This window comes from Neobacillus canaveralius (assembly GCF_047237705.1).
GTDB lineage: Bacteria > Bacillota > Bacilli > Bacillales > Cytobacillaceae > Neobacillus > Neobacillus niacini_K.
Genome location: NZ_JBDFLL010000001.1, coordinates 284,576 through 303,433 on the forward strand (window position 1 = coordinate 284,576; position 18,858 = coordinate 303,433).

Below are 18,858 nucleotides of genomic sequence, written 5' to 3' on the forward strand. Positions count from 1 at the left end.
TTTTTTGTGTGTTTTTTCCAGATATTGTCTAATTGTACAAGAGGGCTTGAAAAGTGTACAAAAGCCCCCAAAAAATGTACAAAACCCTCTCTAATATGTACAAAACCCCATGAGAAATGTGCAAAACTCAAAGCCTCCAATAATGTTCACCATTTCTTCTAATAATCATTAAAGGATTTTGATAACCTTTCTAGAATTTAGACAATAAATTCCAAAAAGAGGTGACAATAAGTGATCAAATTAGAACTAATCGTTCCGGTTCAGGCGGAACAATGTATAGCTTTGTTGAAAAGGATGCCAAAAGGGCACCCAGTAAGACCAATAGTAGAAAAAGATTTACGGATTTGGCTGAAAGGGTATTATGGAGAACTGAATGTGGGTTACCATCTATCATTTTTACCAGAAGAGGAATATTACATATTCCATGGATTAAGATTGAAGGACAAGATGGCATTCCAAATGGATTTACTGCTGGTATCAGCCAAATTTGCTTTAATCATTGAAGTGAAGAATATATCGGGTAAATTAATCTTTAAAAAAGGTTCGGACCTAATGACTAGAGAATTAAATAACGTGGAAGAAGGAATGGATAACCCAATCCAGCAGGTTAAACGCCATCATCTCCAATTCAATAATTGGCTAAAGGTTCATCAATTTAAGGGGATACCAGTAGAGCACCTAGTTGTAATTAGTAAAACGTCAACGATTATTGAAACAACTCCAGATAACATACAAATATTTGAAAAGCTGATTTACGCTGAATCATTGATTGATAAGATTAAAGAATTAGAAATGAAGTATACGAAGCCCCGAATTACCAAAAAGATTATATCGGATTTATCTGATACCCTCCTAAAGGAACATGAAATCTTCCTTCCCGATGTTCTCCAAAAATATACTATTTCCCAATCTGATATAAGGACTGGTGTTCAATGTCCAAATTGCGATGTCTTTTATATGAAGTACCTATCTGCCAATTGGTATTGTTCCCGGTGCAAGTTCACTTCTAAAACGGCTCATCTACCAGCTATTAAGGATTATTTCCTTATCATTAGTCAGACGTTGAAGAGAAAACAGTTGGCCGAATACCTTCATATTGATTTAATTAAAGCAAGAAACTTGCTACTGTCCCTAAAACTCCCCTCCACCGGCACAAAACGCAGCACCAAATACTATCTTCCAAAAAACTGCATACTTTCCCCGTTAAATGAAAACGATATGAAAAAAGGGGAATTTTTCACATGAAAAAATGGACACTTTTATTGGTACTTATTTTCTCCCTCCAAACGACGACTTCAGCCCGTTCACTTGAAACACCTCCGATTCCAAAGGAACGGATTGCCATTGTGGTTCTTGATAACCCGCAATCCCCTCAGGATATCCAACTGCTCATCAAACCGTATAAGGACATTCATCTTAGGCATGTTTTTCAAGAAGCAATTTATGGTTTTTCCGTAGAAGGGAATCCTGAATCAATCGAGAAACTGGCGCAACAAAACAGCAAGCAAATTATTAGTGTATCTCCAGTGAACCAGTATAAGGCACAGGGCGAAGAAGGCGTTAAGATTATCGGTGGAGAAGAGATTCGCGGTCTCTTTGATAAACAAAACCGGCGCTTAACGGGTAAAGGTGTAACCGTTGGAGTGATCGATACGGGTGTGGATTACACCCATCCTGACCTCAAAAGAAATTTTGCCGGCGGGCGTGACCTCGTCGATAATGATGCGGATCCAATGGAAACAAAAACCTTAGGAAGAGCGACAGTTCATGGCACACACGTTGCTGGAATTATTGCTGCGAACGGTAAATTAAAAGGAGTGGCACCTGACGCGAAAATTCTTGCTTACCGTGCACTTGGACCTGGCGGCGGTGGCACAACCGAAAACGTACTTGCTGCCATCGAGCAGGCGATTAAGGATAAAGTCGATATTATGAACCTCTCGCTAGGAAATGATATCAACGGTCCCGACCTGCCAATCAGCCTTGCTTTGAACAGAGCTGTTGATAGGGGAATCGTTGCGATTGCAGCCTCGGGGAATTCTGGACCAAATGTTTGGACAGTGGGATCACCTGGAACAGCCTCAAAGGCGATATCGGTTGGAGCTTCCACCCCGACGATCGAGGTCCCTTACTTATTAATAGAAGGAATGAGGGATAAATTACGGATTCAACCGCTGGAGGGGTCGGCTAATTGGGATCTTGACCGCTCTTATTCAATCGTAGATGGCGGTATTGGTACAGTGGGAGATTTAAAAGATGTTATGGGAAAAATTGTTCTTATCAAAAGAGGGAAAATAACGTTTTCTGAGAAGGCGAAAAATGCCCGTGACGCTGGAGCTAAGGCAGTGATTATTTACAATAATTTAAGCGGCGGCTTTATGGGCAATCTCGAGGAGAAGATTGACATACCTGTCGGTTCAATCACGAAGAAGGATGGGGAGCTTTTAAAAAGCAAAACGAACACCTTGGCAACAATAAATATCTCTGAGGAAAAAGACCTCCTTGCAGACTTCAGTTCGAGGGGACCGGTAACTGATACTTGGGAGGTGAAGCCTGATATTGTGGCACCTGGTGTGGCAATTAACTCGACCATTCCTGGCGGCTATCTTTCACTGCAGGGCACGAGTATGGCTGCACCGCATGTGGCGGGGGCGTGTGCGCTGATTAAACAGGCTCACCCAGAGTGGACGCCGGACCAAATTAAGGCGGCGTTAATGAATACGGCCAAACCGTTAGAGAAAAACGGAAAACTATATCGGACCTATGAGCAGGGGGCAGGGAGAATTCAGGTGATTGAAGCAGTGAAAGCCACTTCCCTTGTCAGTCCAAGTTCACTCCGATTTGGAAAATTTGAAAGTGAAGGAGACAATCACAAAACCTTTTTACATGTTGAGAACCTAAGTGATAAGCCTGTGCGTTATACGTTCGACATACCAAAACAAGCAGATGGATTGAAATGGCGTTTCCCGTTGGCCTTCACACTAGTGCCTGGAGAAACACGGGATGTAAAACTAGAACTAGAAGTGAATCCTGTCGAGCTGAAGGGGAAAATTCATGACGGTTATCTAACCATCCATGCCGGGGCAAATCCGATTCAAATTCCTTATATCTATGTTCTTGAAGAACCTAACTACCCGAGAGTAATGGGGTTTGACTTTAAGGATGGCGACCAGCAGGGAACCTACCGGTATGAAGTGTACCTGCCAGGTGGGGCCGAGGAGTTTGGTATCGCTCTTTTCAATCCCGATGATTTCAGATTTGTTGGCTTCTTAGACACGAATCAGAATGTTAAGAAGGGATTGGTGAGCAAGGTAATAACAGAAGAAAATCTACCTCCAGATGGAGTCTATCTTGCGAAGGTATTTGCCAAAAAGGCTGGAAAGGAAGACTTTATTGAAACGATGCTCGTAATCGGAGAAGTGGTTCGATAAGAAAAAAGGGGTGGACATACGAAGCCACTCCTTGTCAAATTTGTTCACAGAATTGTCACAATTACATTGCTAAAATAAAGCGTAATTACACTACAATTATAGTGTTAACTAAAACTTCCAAATGGAAGAAATTACTCAGAATAGTTTGTGGATTAATTCACGTAAATCCATTGACATTGGAAAATGGCTGAGGTATGCTAACAAAGGATGTAAAATGAGAGGGTTTTCATGTAATTTCACAAAATTCTCGAAAATTCGACACATTCTCATACGTACATAAACCTCGTTTTTTGATGTATTCTCTAAAGGTGAGGATGCGATAGTATGCGTAATGAAAACCGCAATCCATTCAAGGCGTATGCCCTAATGTCTGCCATCCTAGCTTCTCTTGTTGGGTCCATTTTGATTGGGATTTTTGCAGGCAGATGGCTGGATAAAGTGTGGGGTACCGAACCAATTTTCTTAATAGTTGGACTGTTTATTGGTTTAGCGGCCGGGATTTACTCCATGCTCATTTCAATTCGCAAGTTCTATTCAGGAGACTAAACCAACCATGCCAGAATTTCAAACCATGTTTACCCGACAGCGAAAGTGGATGTTTTTTTTATTGTCTTTTTATGTGCTTGGCTGGGGGTTCACTTCGCAGCAATCAATCTTTCTTGGATTGATTCTTGGGACAAGTTTGAGCCTTTTTAATTTGTGGTTGATGGCTCGAAAAATCGACAAATTTGGACAAGCGGCGGCTGAAGGAAGAACTGTCCGTTCACTTGGATCGTTTTCACGAATGGCAACCGGTGCACTGGCGATTGTCATCACAATGAGGTATCCTGAGCAATTCCATCTCATTAGTGTGGTTATAGGATTAATGACATCCTACATTGTCATTATGATAGATTTTTTTACGCAAAATTTATTTTCAGATAAATAGCGGGGGAAGCGAGGTGAATACTGTTGCATCACGAAGCTCCAATAGTTACGTTTCTTGGGCTCCAATTTAATTTGGCAAACATTTTGATGATTACCATAGCAAGTGCAATTGTCTTTTTGTTAGCCGTCCTATCCACTCGTAGACTGGCCATGAAACCAACCGGAATGCAAAACTTCATGGAATGGGTTATGGATTTTGTTAAAAACATTATTAACAGTACGATGGATTGGAAAGATGGCGGACGATTCCATATTCTCGGAATTACCATCATCATGTATATCTTTGTAGCAAATATGCTAGGGCTTCCATTTTCAGTCGTAGTGGACGGAACACTTTGGTGGAAATCACCAACAGCAGATCCAGCCGTTACGTTGACATTAGCCACATTAATAGTGGGCTTATCTCACTTCTACGGCGTCAAGATGAAAGGTGCCGGAGCATATGGAAGGGAATTCTTCAAACCATTCTGGTTTATGTTCCCGATTAAAATTATTGAAGAGTTTGCAAATACTCTGACTCTCGGTCTCCGACTTTACGGAAACATCTATGCGGGGGAAATTCTATTAAGCTTACTCGCAGCTGGTTTAGCAACTGGTGTGGGCGGAACACTTGCCGCTGCACTGCCAATGTTAGTATGGCAAGGCTTCTCTGTCTTTGTCGGCGCCATCCAATCATTTATTTTCTGTATGTTAACAATGGTGTACTTAGCTCACAAAGTGAGCAGCGACCATTAGCATAAAAACCGTTCTTTTCATAAAGGACAAAAAATAAGAATTTATTTTTTCATACATTAAAGGAGGAAATTTTCAAATGGGTCTTTTAGCAGCAGCAATCGCAATTGGTTTAGCAGCACTAGGTGCTGGTATTGGTAACGGTCTTATCGTTTCAAAAACAGTAGAAGGTATCGCTCGTCAGCCACAAGCTCGTGGTATGCTTCAAACTACAATGTTCATCGGGGTTGCGTTAGTTGAGGCGATTCCTATCATCGCGGTTGTTATCGCGTTCATGGTTCAAGGTCAATAATCGAGCACTTCAAAGTGTTCATATAAATGGCGAAGATCATTCGTGAGAACCTTCGCCATTCGTTTATGTTCATATATGTACATAAACGGTTGATTTCGACAATTATTTCGACTGATATATAGGTTGTTTTAAGGAAAGACCTTGAAGGGAGTGAATCGCAGGTGTTAACAAATAGTTTTGTATTAGGAGCAGCAGCAGCCCATTCCGGTGTAAACTGGGGAGATATTATATTCCAGCTTGTTATGTTTATCATCTTAATGGTATTGCTGAAGAAATTTGCTTGGGGTCCTTTAATGGGCATCATGACACAGCGTGAAGAGCATGTTGCTGGTGAGATTTCAGCAGCGGAACAAAGTCGCGTTGAAGCAAAGAAACTATTAGAAGAGCAGCGTTCTCTTTTAAAAGAAGCTCGCTCAGAAGCACAAGTTTTAATTGAAAATGCGAAAAAGCAGGGCGACATTCAGCGTGAAGAAATCATTGCTGTTGCTCGTACTGAAGCAGATCGCATTAAAGAATCTGCGAAGCTTGAAATTGAGCAGCAGAAAGAAAAAGCGGTTGCCGCTATTCGTGAACAAGTTGCTTCCTTGTCTGTATTAATTGCTTCTAAAGTTATTGAAAAAGAACTGAATGCAGCAGACCAAGATAAACTGATTAACGAATATATTCAAGAGGCAGGAGATCAGCGATGAGCAACTCCATGGTAGCAAAGCGCTATGCGTTGGCTCTTTTTCAAATCGCAAAAGAACAGCAGCTTCTTGAAGTAGTAGAAGAAGAACTTCGTGTAGTAAAGGAAGTTATGGTTTACAATACTGATTTAAAAGCAGTTTTAAAGTCTTTAAAACTTACACTTGATAAGAAAAAAGAGATTTTAAAAGGAGCTTTTGCGAACGTAAATCCATATGTACTGAATACACTATTGATCTTGATCGATCGCCATCGCGAAGACGAGATCGTTGAAGTAGCGAACCAATTCTTTGAACTAGCAAATGAAGAAAAGGGAGTTGCTGAGGCTGAAGTCTATAGCACGCGTGAGCTTACAGAAGCAGAACGTGAAGCAATCTCTGCAACATTTGCTCAGAAGGTTGGCAAGAAATCATTAAGAATTGAAAATATCGTGGATTCCGAATTGCTCGGCGGCGTTAAGCTCCGAATCGGAAACCGTATATACGACGGCTCTTTGCGCGGAAAGCTAGACCGTTTGGAACGTAAATTGTTAAGCTAAGATTCGTAGATAGGGGTGAAACTCATGAGCATCAAAGCTGAAGAAATTAGTGCCCTGATAAAACAGCAAATTCAAAACTATCAGGCTGAAATTCAAGTGAGTGATGTAGGTACAGTTATCTCCGTAGGTGACGGTATCGCACGTGTTCATGGCCTCGACAATGTCATGGCTGGAGAACTTGTTGAATTTTCAAATGGCGTTATGGGTATGGCTCAAAACCTTGAGGCTAATAACGTTGGTATTATCATTCTTGGACCTTTCACTGACATTAAAGAAGGTGACGAGGTTCGTCGTACAGGACGCATCATGGAGGTTCCAGTAGGTGAGGAACTAATTGGTCGTGTTGTTAACTCTTTAGGACAACCAGTTGATGGTTTGGGTCCAATCAATACAACAAAAACTCGCCCTATTGAAGCAGTAGCTTCAGGCGTAATGGCTCGTAAATCCGTTCATGAGCCATTACAAACAGGTATTAAAGCGATTGACGCGCTTGTGCCAATCGGCCGCGGTCAGCGTGAGTTAATTATCGGAGACCGTCAAACAGGTAAAACATCTGTTGCAATCGATACAATCTTGAACCAAAAAGGTCAAGATATGATTTGTATCTACGTTGCAATCGGTCAAAAGGAATCAACCGTACGTGGTGCCGTTGAAACCCTTCGTAAGCATGGTGCGTTAGAGTACTCAATCGTTGTAACTGCATCTGCTTCACAACCAGCTCCATTGTTATTCTTAGCACCTTATGCTGGGGTTGCAATGGGTGAAGAATTCATGTATAACGGCAAGCACGTTTTGATCGTATATGATGATTTATCAAAACAAGCGGCTGCATACCGTGAGCTTTCCCTATTACTTCGTCGTCCTCCAGGTCGTGAAGCATATCCAGGGGATGTATTCTACTTGCACTCAAGACTTCTTGAGCGTGCAGCGAAATTGAACGACACACTAGGTGCTGGTTCAATCACTGCATTGCCATTTATCGAAACGCAGGCAGGTGACGTTTCTGCTTATATCCCAACAAACGTTATTTCCATCACTGATGGACAAATTTTCTTACAATCAGACCTTTTCTTCTCCGGTGTTCGTCCAGCGATTAACGCAGGTCTTTCCGTTTCACGTGTAGGTGGATCCGCGCAAATCAAGGCGATGAAAAAGGTAGCAGGTACACTGCGTCTTGACCTTGCGTCATACCGTGAGCTGGAAGCATTTGCTCAGTTTGGTTCTGACCTTGATAAAGCTACACAAGCAAAGCTTAACCGCGGTGCTCGTACCGTTGAGGTTCTTAAACAAGATCTTCACAGACCGCTTTCTGTTGAAAAGCAAGTTGCAATCCTATATGCATTAACACGCGGATTCCTTGATGATATTCCATTAGAAGATATCCGTCGTTTTGAATCAGAATACCTTAATTGGTTAGACCACAATCGCAAAGACTTGTTAGACCATATTGTGAAGACGAAAGATCTTCCTTCTGATGACGATATGGCTGCTGCACTTAACGCTTTCAAAAAGACGTTTGCAGTTTCCGAATAAGTAGGGTCTGACAATAATTGATGGCTTAAGGTGGGTGGTAAAAGCGTGCCTGTCACCCTTTTACCACCACCACAGCCTAACTAACACAATCTTTGTAAGAGGGTGGTGAGAACCTATGGCATCATTACGCGATATAAAAAATAGTATTAATTCGACAAAAAAGATGAGTCAGATTACGAAGGCAATGGAGATGACTTCCGCTGCTAAATGGAACCGTGGAGTTATGAATGCAAAGGCATTTGTTCCTTACATGGAGAAAATCCAGGAAGTTACGGTAGCTGTCGCAATGGGCAGCAACGGAGTTAATCATCCAATGCTTGAATCTCGACCTGTCAAGAAAACCGGATATATTGTTATGACATCTGATCGTGGTCTAGCTGGTGCTTTTAACAGTAACGTGATCCGTCGTGTGTTTCAAACAATCCAAAGTCGTCACAAATCGAAAGATGAATATTCGATCATTGCAATCGGTCGTGTAGCCCGTGACTTTTTCGCGAAACGTGGTATCAATGTTGATCTCGAAATTATTGGGCTTTCCGATCAACCGAGCTTCGAAAGCGTGAAAGACATTACCAGTAGTACGGTAGGTATGTTCTCCGATGGAACCTTCGATGAACTTTACTTATATTACACTCATTATAAAAGTGCCATTACACAAGAAGTTACTGAGAAGAAGCTGCTTCCACTAACGGATATTACCTCTTCTTCTGAGCTTACATCTTATGAATTTGAGCCATCTGCAGAAGAAATTTTAGACGTTCTCCTGCCTCAATATGCTGAGAGCTTAATTTACGGTGCTCTTTTAGACAGTAAAGCGAGTGAGCATGCTGCCCGGATGACTGCAATGAGAAACGCTACTGATAATGCGAAAGAAATGATCAAAAACTACTCACTTATCTACAACCGTGCTCGTCAAGCAGCGATTACACAAGAAATTGCGGAAATCGTCGGCGGAGCGGCTGCACTAGAGTAGCATAATATTTTTAAAAATAACCTTGATAAGTCTAGCACAGGGAATGAATTCGTCGTTCCCGCGCTACTTTCAGGACTATGACTAGTAAGTGTGATTTCACTAGGTTCCTTTTAAAGATAAGGGCTTTGTGAAAAAGTAAGATAGGAGGGAAAATGATGAATAAAGGACGCGTTCTTCAGATTTTGGGTCCGGTTATCGACGTTAAGTTTGAAAACGGCCAACTTCCTGAGATTTATAATGCTTTGAAAATCGAATATAAAGCGCAAAATCAGTCTGAAGTTGACATTCACTTAACTCTTGAAGTAGCCCTTCATTTAGGTGATGATACGGTTCGTACAATTGCAATGGCTTCCACTGACGGTGTAATGCGTGGAATGGAAGTTGTTGATACAGGAGCAGCTATTTCTGTACCGGTTGGGAACGTAACCCTAGGCCGTGTATTTAACGTACTAGGTGAAGTAATTGACCTTAACGAGGAAATTCCAGCGAGTGAGCGCCGTGATTCGATTCACCGCGAAGCTCCAACTTTTGAAAACCTTTCTACGGAAGTAGAAATTCTTGAAACGGGTATTAAAGTAGTAGACTTACTTGCTCCTTATATTAAGGGTGGTAAGATCGGTCTATTCGGTGGTGCCGGTGTAGGTAAAACCGTATTAATCCAGGAATTAATCAATAACATCGCGCAAGAGCACAGCGGTATTTCGGTATTCGCTGGTGTTGGTGAGCGTACACGTGAAGGTAATGACCTTTTCCATGAAATGACGGATTCAGGCGTTATCAAGCAAACTGCGATGGTATTCGGACAAATGAACGAGCCACCGGGAGCACGTATGCGTGTTGCACTGACTGGTTTGACAATGGCTGAATATTTCCGTGATGAGCAAGGACAGGACGTTCTTTTCTTCATGGATAACATCTTCCGTTTCACACAAGCAGGTTCGGAAGTGTCGGCGCTATTAGGCCGTATGCCTTCTGCCGTAGGTTACCAGCCAACTCTTGCTACTGAAATGGGTCGTTTACAGGAACGTATTACTTCAACAAATAAAGGTTCTGTTACATCGATTCAAGCGATTTATGTACCTGCCGATGACTATACGGATCCGGCTCCTGCTACAACATTCGCTCACTTAGATGCAACAACAAACCTTGAGCGTAAGCTTTCTGAGATGGGTATCTACCCTGCGGTGGATCCACTTGCATCAACTTCTCGTGCACTGTCACCTGAAATCGTTGGTGAAGAGCATTACAATGTAGCTCGTCAAATACAATCAACATTACAACGTTACCGTGAATTACAGGATATCATTGCGATCCTAGGTATGGATGAGCTTTCTGATGATGATAAGTTAGTCGTGCTTCGTGCGCGTCGTGTACAAAACTTCTTGTCCCAGAACTTCCACGTGGCTGAACAGTTTACTGGACAGCCAGGATCTTATGTACCAGTAAAAGAAGCAGTTCGTGGTTTTAAAGAAATCCTTGAAGGTAAGTATGACCACCTTCCAGAAGATGCATTCCGCTTAGTCGGCCGTATTGAGGACGTAGTGGAAAATGCAAAACGTATGGGTGTAGAGGCCTAAAGCGCGTCAGGAGGGTAAAAAATGGAGACGATTAAAGTCAGTGTTGTTACTCCCGATGGCCCGGTGTATGAGTCAGAGGTGGAAATGGTTATTACCAAGGCTCAAAGTGGTGAATTAGGTATTTTAGCTGGACATATTCCAATGGTTGCTCCTCTTGAAATTGGCGTTGTACGTCTCTTAAAGGCTGGTAGCAAAGAAGAGGATCTTGTTGCCGTGAGCGGCGGCTTTTTAGAAGTGCGCCCTGACAAGGTAACAATCCTTGCTCAAGCCGCTGAAAAAGCAGAGGATATCGACGTGGAACGTGCACTAAGAGCAAAAGAACGTGCCGAGCAGCGTATGCAAGATCAGAAAGCGGAACACACCGATTTCCGTCGTGCTGAACTAGCCCTGCAGCGTGCCATCAACCGTCTAACGGTTACAGGAAAACAATAATAGATATAAATTTAACCCCTGCTGGTCCTTTGGACTGGCGGGGGTTTTTTATTGTATGCATAACTTGTCACTTAATGGAAAATAGTAAGAGTTGGAAGGCTTTTTTCCAAATTATAGCTCAGCCTGCTTGAGGGTGAATACGGATGAATATTGAAAAAATAAGTGGCCTCCAACTTTTTTATTTAATGGCTGGGTATGTTTTAGGGACAGCCATTATTTTAGGGTTAGGCCTAAATTCAAAGCAGGATGCATGGATTTTTATATTAGTTGGTATGTCAGGCAGTTTTATCCTAATGGCTGTTTATACCCAATTAGCGGTCTATTATCCCGGGGATTCACTAGTTGAAATGCTTCCTAAGATTATCGGGAAGTTTCTTTCCTATCCGGCCATTTTGCTTTATATTTTCCATTTCACCTATTCTGCGGCCAGAGCAGGCAGGGAATTAGGGGATCTTATTGTTACGACGATCCTTTCTGAAACCCCCATTTTTGTTGTAATCGCAAGTTTTATGGTGCTGGTGATTTATTGCTTACGGGGTGGAGTGGAGACGTTTGGCCGAATGGCGGAAATTGTGTTCCCTGTTTATATTTTTGCTCTCATACTTATTTGGATTCTTCTCTTTACCGTAGATCAATTTGATATTAAAAATCTTACACCTATACTAGGAAACGGGTTAATGCCAGTATTGAAAGAAGCCGTTCCTGTTGCAATTAATTTCCCGTTTGGAGAAACCATAGTCATCATGATGTTATATCCTTATTTGGAAAATAAACAGCATGCGAGAAGAATAGGAATGGCGATTCTACTGGTTGGTGGGCTGCTATTAACAGTTAACTCGATTATGATGATTTCCGTTTTAGGACCGGAAATTTACAGCAGGGATATTTTTTCTCTTCTATCCGCCACGCAAATGGTATCGGTCGCCGATTTTCTCGAACGTTTTGATGCACTTGTCATTTTAATGATGGTGGCGGGAGTTTTTTTTAAGGTCGGCGCATTTACTTTTGCTGCGGCTCTTGGAATTTCTCAATTACTGAGGTTAAAACAGACTCGGTCAGTCGTTCTTGGACTTGGGTCTATCATTCCCCCGTTGGCACTAGTAACTGCATCCAGTTTTGTGGAACATATCGAATTTGGATTTAACTATTATGTTACCTATGTCCATACCTTTTTACAAATCATTCTGCCTTTTCTTTTCCTGTGCATTGCTTTTATTCGCAAAAAATTGGGTCAACAATAGATTGATTTTATGATAGGTGGTGCTGCCATTGAAAATTTTTCGGCAGATGAAGAGATTAAGTGCTAAAAATAAACCTCAAATTTGGGAGCAGGGCGTCCAAGAGCAAGGTAATAACGAGGGATTAACGGGTAACCTGGAGGAAGATTTTCACCGGATTAAACAGCTTTTTGAAGGGGCCGCCGATTTTTCTTTTCGTGAAATTAAGATAAACGCTCTTTACTCGGCAAACATTTTATATTTAAATGGGTTGGTTAACGTGGAAAGAATGGAATTCCATGTCATTCATCCATTATTAAAGGCTAACGAGAAATTACCTAAGCATGCTGAAATAACCATAAATGATATAAAAGGGGTTCTTAGTTCAGCTCAAGTAAGGCAAGGTGCCACCTTTCAAGAAGTGATTGATCAAGTTTTAGCAGGCGGTACGATTTTGCTCATGAATGGATCGAAAACTGCACTTTTTATTAGTGAGCAGTCATGGGAGCAGCGCTCGGTTGATGAGCCAGTGTCGGAAGCAGTCGTCTTAGGTCCAAGAGAAGGTTTTACCGAAAATATCCGAACAAATGGAAGTATGATTCGTAGACGGCTAAAAACAACAAAACTAAAATTTGAATATATGAAGCTTGGAAGCCTTTCTCAAACGGAAGTGATGATTACCTATCTAGAAGATATTGCTCAGCATTCGATTGTAGAGGAAGTTCGAAGCCGATTAAAGCGAATTGAGATTGACGCTATTGAAGATAGCGGCTACATAGTTGAATTTATCGAGGATCAGCCATTTTCTCTGTTTCCCCAGGTGCTGCAGACGGAACGGCCAGATCGTGTTGTTGGTAATCTTCTTGAAGGGAAAGTCGGAATTTTGGTAGCTAACAGCCCATTTGCCCTTATTGTTCCAGTTACATTTTTTGAAATGATGAATTCTCCAGAGGACTATTATGGAAGGTTTATCATGACTTCTTTTATTCGGTTTATCAGGTATTTATTTTTAGCTGTGGCTTTATTGTTTCCTTCCATTTATATTGCGGTGACCACCTTCCACCATGAATTACTACCAACCAATCTGATATTTAGTGTCGCCGCCTCAAGGGAAAAGGTGCCATTTCCAGCGGTGATTGAAGCATTGTTAATGGAAATAACCTTTGAGGCATTGCGTGAAGCTGGGCTTAGGTTGCCGAGACCGATTGGATCAACCGTCAGTATTGTCGGTGCATTGGTGGTGGGGCAGGCAGCGGTTGAGGCTGGAATTGTTTCCGCTCCATTGGTCATTGTGGTCGCAACGACGGGGATTGCGTCGTTTATGTTTCCGAGTTATCCCTTAACAGGAGCGATTCGCCTCCTACGCTTTTTTATGATTTTTTTTGCGGCGACGCTGGGGTTTTATGGCATTCTGCTTGGGATTTTCTTCATATCGGTTCACCTCGTCCAGTTACGGTCGTTTGGTGTTCCTTATATGGCCCCAATCGCTCCCTTTCATTTTAATAACCTTAAAGATATATTTATTCGGGCTCCATGGTGGAAATTAAATGAGCGTCCACATGAAACAGGAAAAAGGAATTTGAAACGGTTAAACTCCCGGAAACCTAAATACTAGTTCGTGTATAACAGGACAGGATGGTCTTAATGAAAGTGATGAGAATGCTTTTAATATGGGGAATAACACTGATTTTCCTTACAGGTTGTTGGAACCGGGTTGAAATCAATGATATTGCTATTGTAACAGCCATTGGGTTGGACCTTGTCGAGGACGAGCAACTCCGCTTAACACTTCAAGTGGCCGTTCCTTCAAAGTTAGTAACGGGAGGCACAGGTGAAAGCGGTGGGAAAAGCACCATTGTCATTTCAGAAACGGGTGCATCGGTATCGGAAGCATACCGTAATATTCAAGGAAAGCTGTCAAGACGGATCTTTTTTTCCCAAAGCCGAGTCCTTCTGGTTGGCGAGGATTTAGCTAAAAAGGGAGTATTTCATATTGTCGATTTCCATACAAGGTACGCTGAGCCTCGAATCAATAGTTTTATTATGTTTACGAAGGGTAAGGCCTCTAAAATTATCAATAGTATGCCAAGATTTGAAAGTGTTTCGGCAGAGGAAACGAGAGAGCTCGCCAAAATGAGTGTGGGTCTTAAAATTTATGTAAGGGATTTTCTGAATATGCTTCTGACAGATGGTATAGAACCATTTGCTTCACAGTTTACCTTAAAGCCATTAGAAGTGGATACAAAGAATAAATCAGGTGAAACTCAGGCTGTAAATGGAATCGCTGTCTTTAAGGGGGACAAGCTGGTAGGCTGGATGGATGAGGGTGAAACGCGAGGCCTATTATGGCTTCGTAATGAAATTAAAACGGGTGTTATTACGGTCAATGTCCCTGAGGAAAAAGGCGGGGGAAACATTAGTATGGAAATCGTAAGAGGTGAAACGAATATTGTTCCCTTACTCAAACAAGGGGAATTAAAACTGGACGTGGATGTGGTCACAGAATTGAGTGTAATCGAAAATGACTCAAAGTTAAACCTCTTTGAAACAAAGGTAATTGAGGAGATTCAAACATATGCTGAGGAGAAAATTAGCAAGAGAATTGAAATGATTGTAGAAAAGGCTCAAAAAGAGTATGAATCAGACATATTTGGCTTTGGTCAATCAGTCTACAAGAAATATCCGAAGGAATGGAATACACATTATAAAGAGAACTGGGAGAACGAATTTGTCCAAACAAAGGTAACCATCCATTCTAAAGCCTTTGTAAGAAGAATCGGTTTAATAAAATGACAAAAAGGAATGAAAAATGCTGAAGATATTAATGATGATCCTTATCTTTGGGGTGATTTTTGCATGGGAAATCCCACAGTTAGTACGAAAAAAGGAAATGAAAGAATTAGTGGTGTTTTCATTTCTTGCCTTAATTGGATTGGCATTGAGTATTTTGATGGTGGTGCGGTCGTTTATTTAGGTGATGTTTTATGAATTAATCCTCTGCTGGTCGACGAACTGGCGAGGCTTTTTTATTTTTATGGAATGAAATTATTAAATAGATAATATTTCATCTGTTCCTATCGTTGAATTTATGGTAACTTAGGCTAATAATGAACTATCGTAGTATACCTATGTAGGGATAGGGGCTGAAACATATTCGTCTTTGTCCTAATGTAATAAAAATTGTTTGAAAGTTCCCCCAATTTTGATATTGACGATAAAGGTTATATAATGTAATATCATATTATAATACAACATCACAACAAAGAGTACATCTCGAAAAATTGTCTGGAGGCTGATACTGACAAAAATAACTTGTAAGCGCTTTATAGTTTGCTATCAAAAACAGAAGAAATATTGGGGGGTATGTTTGTGAAACGATGGTTTGCTCTAGCAATCAGTATTTTAGTAGTAATGTCATTATTAATAGGATGTTCATCTAAGAGCTCTAATTCAAAATCAGAAGATGGAAAAACAACGATTACTTTTTTCCACCGATGGCCGAATGAGCCGTATAAGTCTTATTACAAACAAGTTATTGCAGAGTTTGAAAAACAGAATCCTGATATCAATGTTGAAGAAGTTACGGCGTTAAACGATGATTACAAGCAAAAGGCGAATGTTATTCTTGGCAGTAAGACTCCACCAGATATTTTCTTTAGCTGGGTAGGAGAATATGGCGAGAAGTTTATCCGTGATGGTGTGGCGTTAGACCTTTCCGAATACTATGCAGCTGATACTGAGTGGTCTGGCCAGTTGATCGAGTCACAAGTGGAACATTTCAAAAAGGATGGAAAAGTATACGGCGTGCCGCTTTTTACAGACAGTAAGTTGTTTTTCTACAACAAAGAGGTTTTCGATAAGTTAAATCTTAAGGCTCCAACTACTTGGGACGAGTTCATCACAGTACTTGAAACACTAAAGAAAAGTGGCACAACTCCATTAATTTTAGGTAACAAATCTCCTTGGGCTGCTGCACACTATGTAACGGCACTAAACCAAAGAACAGTGCCTGGTGAAGTATTGGATAAGGATTTTAGTTACCAAGGTGCTGAATTTACTGACCCTGGATATGTGGAAGCATTAAAGAAGCTGAATGAATTAAAACCATATTTAAATGAAAATCCAAACGCGTCAGCACATGATGAAACAAGAAACTTATTCATTGGCGGTAAAGCAGGAGTAATTCTGTTAGAAACGCTTGAAATTTCTTTCTTAGATGATGCTCCGTTTGAATGGAGTTCCTTCAAGGTTCCGACCATTGAGGGAGCTAAGGGTGACCAAGAGGGAATTATCGGTGCCCCTGAAGGCTTTATGGTAACAAAGAAATCCGCACATCCTGAAGAAGCAATGAAATTCTTGAAGTTTTTAACTTCTAAAGCAAATGGTGAAAAGTTAATTAAGGATACCGGTTTTGCAAGTACAGTTGAGGGTGCTGTAAATGAAAATACAGCAAGTGAACAAGAAGTAAAGGCAATGGATATGATCATTGAAGCAGGAGATATGTTAATTTGGGCAGATAGCGCATTAGACAGCCGAGTGTTCAAACCATATGGTGACGGTGTTCAAGCGATGTTAGGCGGTACGATGACACCAGAAGAAGTAATGAAGAGTGTTCAAGAAGCAGCAAAACAAGTTAAAAAATAACGGAAAGAAGTCTATTAAATGGTCGGTTTGTGAGATATATAGTTTTCTATAAACAAACCGACTTTTAATAGATGTTTGATGGGAGGGGTATAAATGCGCAGAACACGAATCATCCCGATACTTTATATTGCACCAGCTTTAATTATGCTGTCCTTATTTGTGTACTACCCATTAGTTCGAAATTTAGTAAATGGTTTTTATGAATGGAATCCATTTACTTTAGATAGAAGCTTTGTATCAATCGAAAATTACACACGCCTCTTTAAAGATCCCGTCTTTTACACAGTGCTGAAAAACAATCTATTTTATGCCGTGATCTCCGTTATTCTTCAAGTTGGGCTTGGTTTGGTGATTGCTGCCATTCTAGAGGACAAAGTATTCAGGAGATTTTCCACCTTCTTTCGGACAACCTTTTTTATCCCGGTTCTAATTTCGATGACGGTCATTGGGATTCTCTTTAGTTTTATCTATAACCCTGAAGTAGGGTTACTTAATAGTTTCTTGAGAGCAATTGGTTTAGGAGAATGGGCAGAGGGTTGGCTTGGGAATCCAAAAACTGCGATCTTCGCTGTCATATTTGTTTCACAGTGGCAGAGTATCGGGTATGCCGTCATGCTGTTTGTATTGGCAGTACAAAAAGTTCCTGGGGAGTTATATGAGGCTGCTACGATTGACGGAGCAGGGAAACTTCGTACCTTCTTCAGCATAACGGTGCCGCAAGTAAAAGAAATGACCTTTGTGTTACTAATTTATACGGTTACTGGATCGTTCTTAGTGTTTAGTGAAGTATATGTATTAACGAGTGGTGGTCCAGCTAACTCATCACAAGTCTTTAGTACATATCTATACCAGAAGGCGTTTATTGACAGTGAGCCAGGGTTTGCCTCAGCGATTGCCAATGTGATTTTGGGTATTACGTTGATCTTCTATTTTGTTCAGAACAAGGTCTTAAAAACGGGGGAGGAGTAAAAATGAAGCCGATAGAGTCAGAAGTTGCGAGCAGTCCGGAAGTAAAGCTATCACAGATTACGGTGAGGCCGAAATTACAAAAACCAGGCACGCCAGTCGTTGTCGGACTAATCTTTGTTTTCCTCCTCCTTTATTTCATAGCGATTGCCTATCCATTATTTTGGATGGTGATCAATTCTTTTAAGAATACGGCGGACATTTTTAATGACAGCTGGGGACTGCCGAAGGAATGGTTGTTCTCCAATTATGCGACAGCGTGGCAACAGGGAGTTTCGAGCTACTTTGTTAATAGTGTGATTATTACGGTAGGAACCTGTTTGCTGACTGTGTTAATCAGTGCGTTGTGTGCGTTTGGGTTGACGCGCTTTCAAATCAAAGGCGGGAAATTTCTGTTGCTATTTGTATCAGCGGGTTTGATGTTTTCGCCGCAGAGCAGTTTAATACCGCTCTATGAATTAATTCAGCAAATGGGGATTTTTGATACGCATTGGGCATTGATCTTAACATTTACCGCTTATCGAATTCCTTTAACCGTCTTGTTAATCCGCTCCTTTTTCCTATCGATCCCGAAGGAGCTGGAAGAGTCAGCCTATCTGGACGGTGCAACAACTTTAGATGTATTTGGGAGAATATTTCTGCCGATGAGTAAACCAATTTTGTTTACCGGGGTGATATTAACTGCTTATTACGCTTGGAATGAGTTTTTATTTTCACTTATTTTCATTCAAACAGAAGAGGTCAAGCCGATTACATCTGGTTTACTAGTGTTTAAGGATGCACTCAATACAAACTGGGGAGTGTTAATGGCTGGCTTGGTGATTTCAGCACTGCCATTGATTGTCGTCTTTATGTTAATGCAGAAATACTTTGTCCGCGGTTTAGCCGATGGAAGTGTAAAAGGATAATAGC

General features: G+C 41.2%; 19 protein-coding genes. All 19 read left to right on the forward strand.

Translation table 11 applies throughout. The features are described 5' to 3' along the window. Positions 1-231 precede the first annotated feature (231 nt). The 19 genes from ABC255_RS01395 to ABC255_RS01485 all read left to right on the forward strand — a co-directional run bounded on the left by ABC255_RS01395 (position 232) and on the right by ABC255_RS01485 (position 18,854). Positions 232-1,245 (forward strand): nuclease-related domain-containing protein, encoded by a 1,014-nt coding sequence (locus ABC255_RS01395; protein ID WP_412991011.1) that lies wholly within the window; start codon positions 232-234, stop codon positions 1,243-1,245. Beyond that, positions 1,242-3,431 (forward strand): S8 family serine peptidase, encoded by a 2,190-nt coding sequence (locus ABC255_RS01400; RefSeq protein ID WP_412991012.1) that lies wholly within the window; start codon positions 1,242-1,244, stop codon positions 3,429-3,431. The genes ABC255_RS01395 and ABC255_RS01400 overlap by 4 nt, the downstream gene beginning before the upstream one ends. A gap of 324 nt (positions 3,432-3,755) precedes the next feature. Beyond that, positions 3,756-3,977 carry an AtpZ/AtpI family protein gene (locus ABC255_RS01405; protein WP_412991013.1) on the forward strand — a complete coding sequence of 74 codons (222 nt, stop codon included), beginning with the start codon at positions 3,756-3,758 and terminating at the stop codon, positions 3,975-3,977. 7 nt (positions 3,978-3,984) lie between these two features. Further along, positions 3,985-4,359, forward strand: coding sequence for an ATP synthase subunit I (locus ABC255_RS01410; protein ID WP_412991014.1), 375 nt, complete (start codon positions 3,985-3,987; stop codon positions 4,357-4,359). A gap of 23 nt (positions 4,360-4,382) precedes the next feature. Next, entirely contained in the window at positions 4,383-5,093 is a 711-nt protein-coding gene (gene atpB / locus ABC255_RS01415; RefSeq protein WP_335530236.1) for a F0F1 ATP synthase subunit A, read from the forward strand. Positions 5,094-5,169: 76 nt separating this feature from the next. Beyond that, positions 5,170-5,382 carry a F0F1 ATP synthase subunit C gene (gene atpE / locus ABC255_RS01420; RefSeq protein WP_335457511.1) on the forward strand — a complete coding sequence of 71 codons (213 nt, stop codon included), beginning with the start codon at positions 5,170-5,172 and terminating at the stop codon, positions 5,380-5,382. 161 nt (positions 5,383-5,543) lie between these two features. Then, entirely contained in the window at positions 5,544-6,071 is a 528-nt protein-coding gene (locus ABC255_RS01425) for a F0F1 ATP synthase subunit B (protein ID WP_412991015.1), read from the forward strand. Further along, complete coding sequence (locus ABC255_RS01430) at positions 6,068-6,604, forward strand: F0F1 ATP synthase subunit delta (protein WP_412991016.1); 537 nt, start codon at positions 6,068-6,070, stop codon at positions 6,602-6,604. Before ABC255_RS01425 ends, ABC255_RS01430 begins: the two co-directional genes overlap by 4 nt. Positions 6,605-6,628: 24 nt before the next feature. Next, positions 6,629-8,137 (forward strand): F0F1 ATP synthase subunit alpha, encoded by a 1,509-nt coding sequence (atpA, locus tag ABC255_RS01435; protein WP_412991017.1) that lies wholly within the window; start codon positions 6,629-6,631, stop codon positions 8,135-8,137. A 115-nt stretch (positions 8,138-8,252) separates the two neighbouring features. After that, entirely contained in the window at positions 8,253-9,110 is an 858-nt protein-coding gene (gene atpG, locus ABC255_RS01440) for an ATP synthase F1 subunit gamma (RefSeq protein ID WP_412991018.1), read from the forward strand. Between the two features lie 155 nt (positions 9,111-9,265). Then, positions 9,266-10,687 (forward strand): F0F1 ATP synthase subunit beta, encoded by a 1,422-nt coding sequence (gene atpD / locus ABC255_RS01445; protein ID WP_335530279.1) that lies wholly within the window; start codon positions 9,266-9,268, stop codon positions 10,685-10,687. A 21-nt stretch (positions 10,688-10,708) separates the two neighbouring features. Continuing rightward, positions 10,709-11,119 carry a F0F1 ATP synthase subunit epsilon gene (locus ABC255_RS01450; RefSeq protein WP_335530228.1) on the forward strand — a complete coding sequence of 137 codons (411 nt, stop codon included), beginning with the start codon at positions 10,709-10,711 and terminating at the stop codon, positions 11,117-11,119. A gap of 143 nt (positions 11,120-11,262) precedes the next feature. Beyond that, positions 11,263-12,360: a GerAB/ArcD/ProY family transporter gene (locus ABC255_RS01455; protein ID WP_412991019.1), complete on the forward strand. Its 1,098-nt coding sequence runs from the start codon at positions 11,263-11,265 to the stop codon at positions 12,358-12,360. Positions 12,361-12,388: 28 nt separating this feature from the next. Beyond that, positions 12,389-13,951, forward strand: a complete 1,563-nt coding sequence (locus ABC255_RS01460) for a spore germination protein (protein ID WP_412991020.1) — start codon at positions 12,389-12,391, stop codon at positions 13,949-13,951. Between the two features lie 29 nt (positions 13,952-13,980). Next, positions 13,981-15,129, forward strand: coding sequence for a Ger(x)C family spore germination protein (locus tag ABC255_RS01465; RefSeq protein WP_412991021.1), 1,149 nt, complete (start codon positions 13,981-13,983; stop codon positions 15,127-15,129). Positions 15,130-15,138: 9 nt separating this feature from the next. Continuing rightward, positions 15,139-15,324 carry a hypothetical protein gene (locus tag ABC255_RS01470; RefSeq protein WP_412991022.1) on the forward strand — a complete coding sequence of 62 codons (186 nt, stop codon included), beginning with the start codon at positions 15,139-15,141 and terminating at the stop codon, positions 15,322-15,324. Positions 15,325-15,705: 381 nt separating this feature from the next. Then, positions 15,706-16,980: an ABC transporter substrate-binding protein gene (locus tag ABC255_RS01475; RefSeq protein ID WP_459564442.1), complete on the forward strand. Its 1,275-nt coding sequence runs from the start codon at positions 15,706-15,708 to the stop codon at positions 16,978-16,980. Positions 16,981-17,073: 93 nt separating this feature from the next. Continuing rightward, positions 17,074-17,949, forward strand: coding sequence for a carbohydrate ABC transporter permease (locus ABC255_RS01480; protein ID WP_412991023.1), 876 nt, complete (start codon positions 17,074-17,076; stop codon positions 17,947-17,949). A 2-nt stretch (positions 17,950-17,951) separates the two neighbouring features. After that, positions 17,952-18,854 carry a carbohydrate ABC transporter permease gene (locus ABC255_RS01485; RefSeq protein WP_412991024.1) on the forward strand — a complete coding sequence of 301 codons (903 nt, stop codon included), beginning with the start codon at positions 17,952-17,954 and terminating at the stop codon, positions 18,852-18,854. The last annotated feature ends 4 nt before the right edge of the window (positions 18,855-18,858 follow it).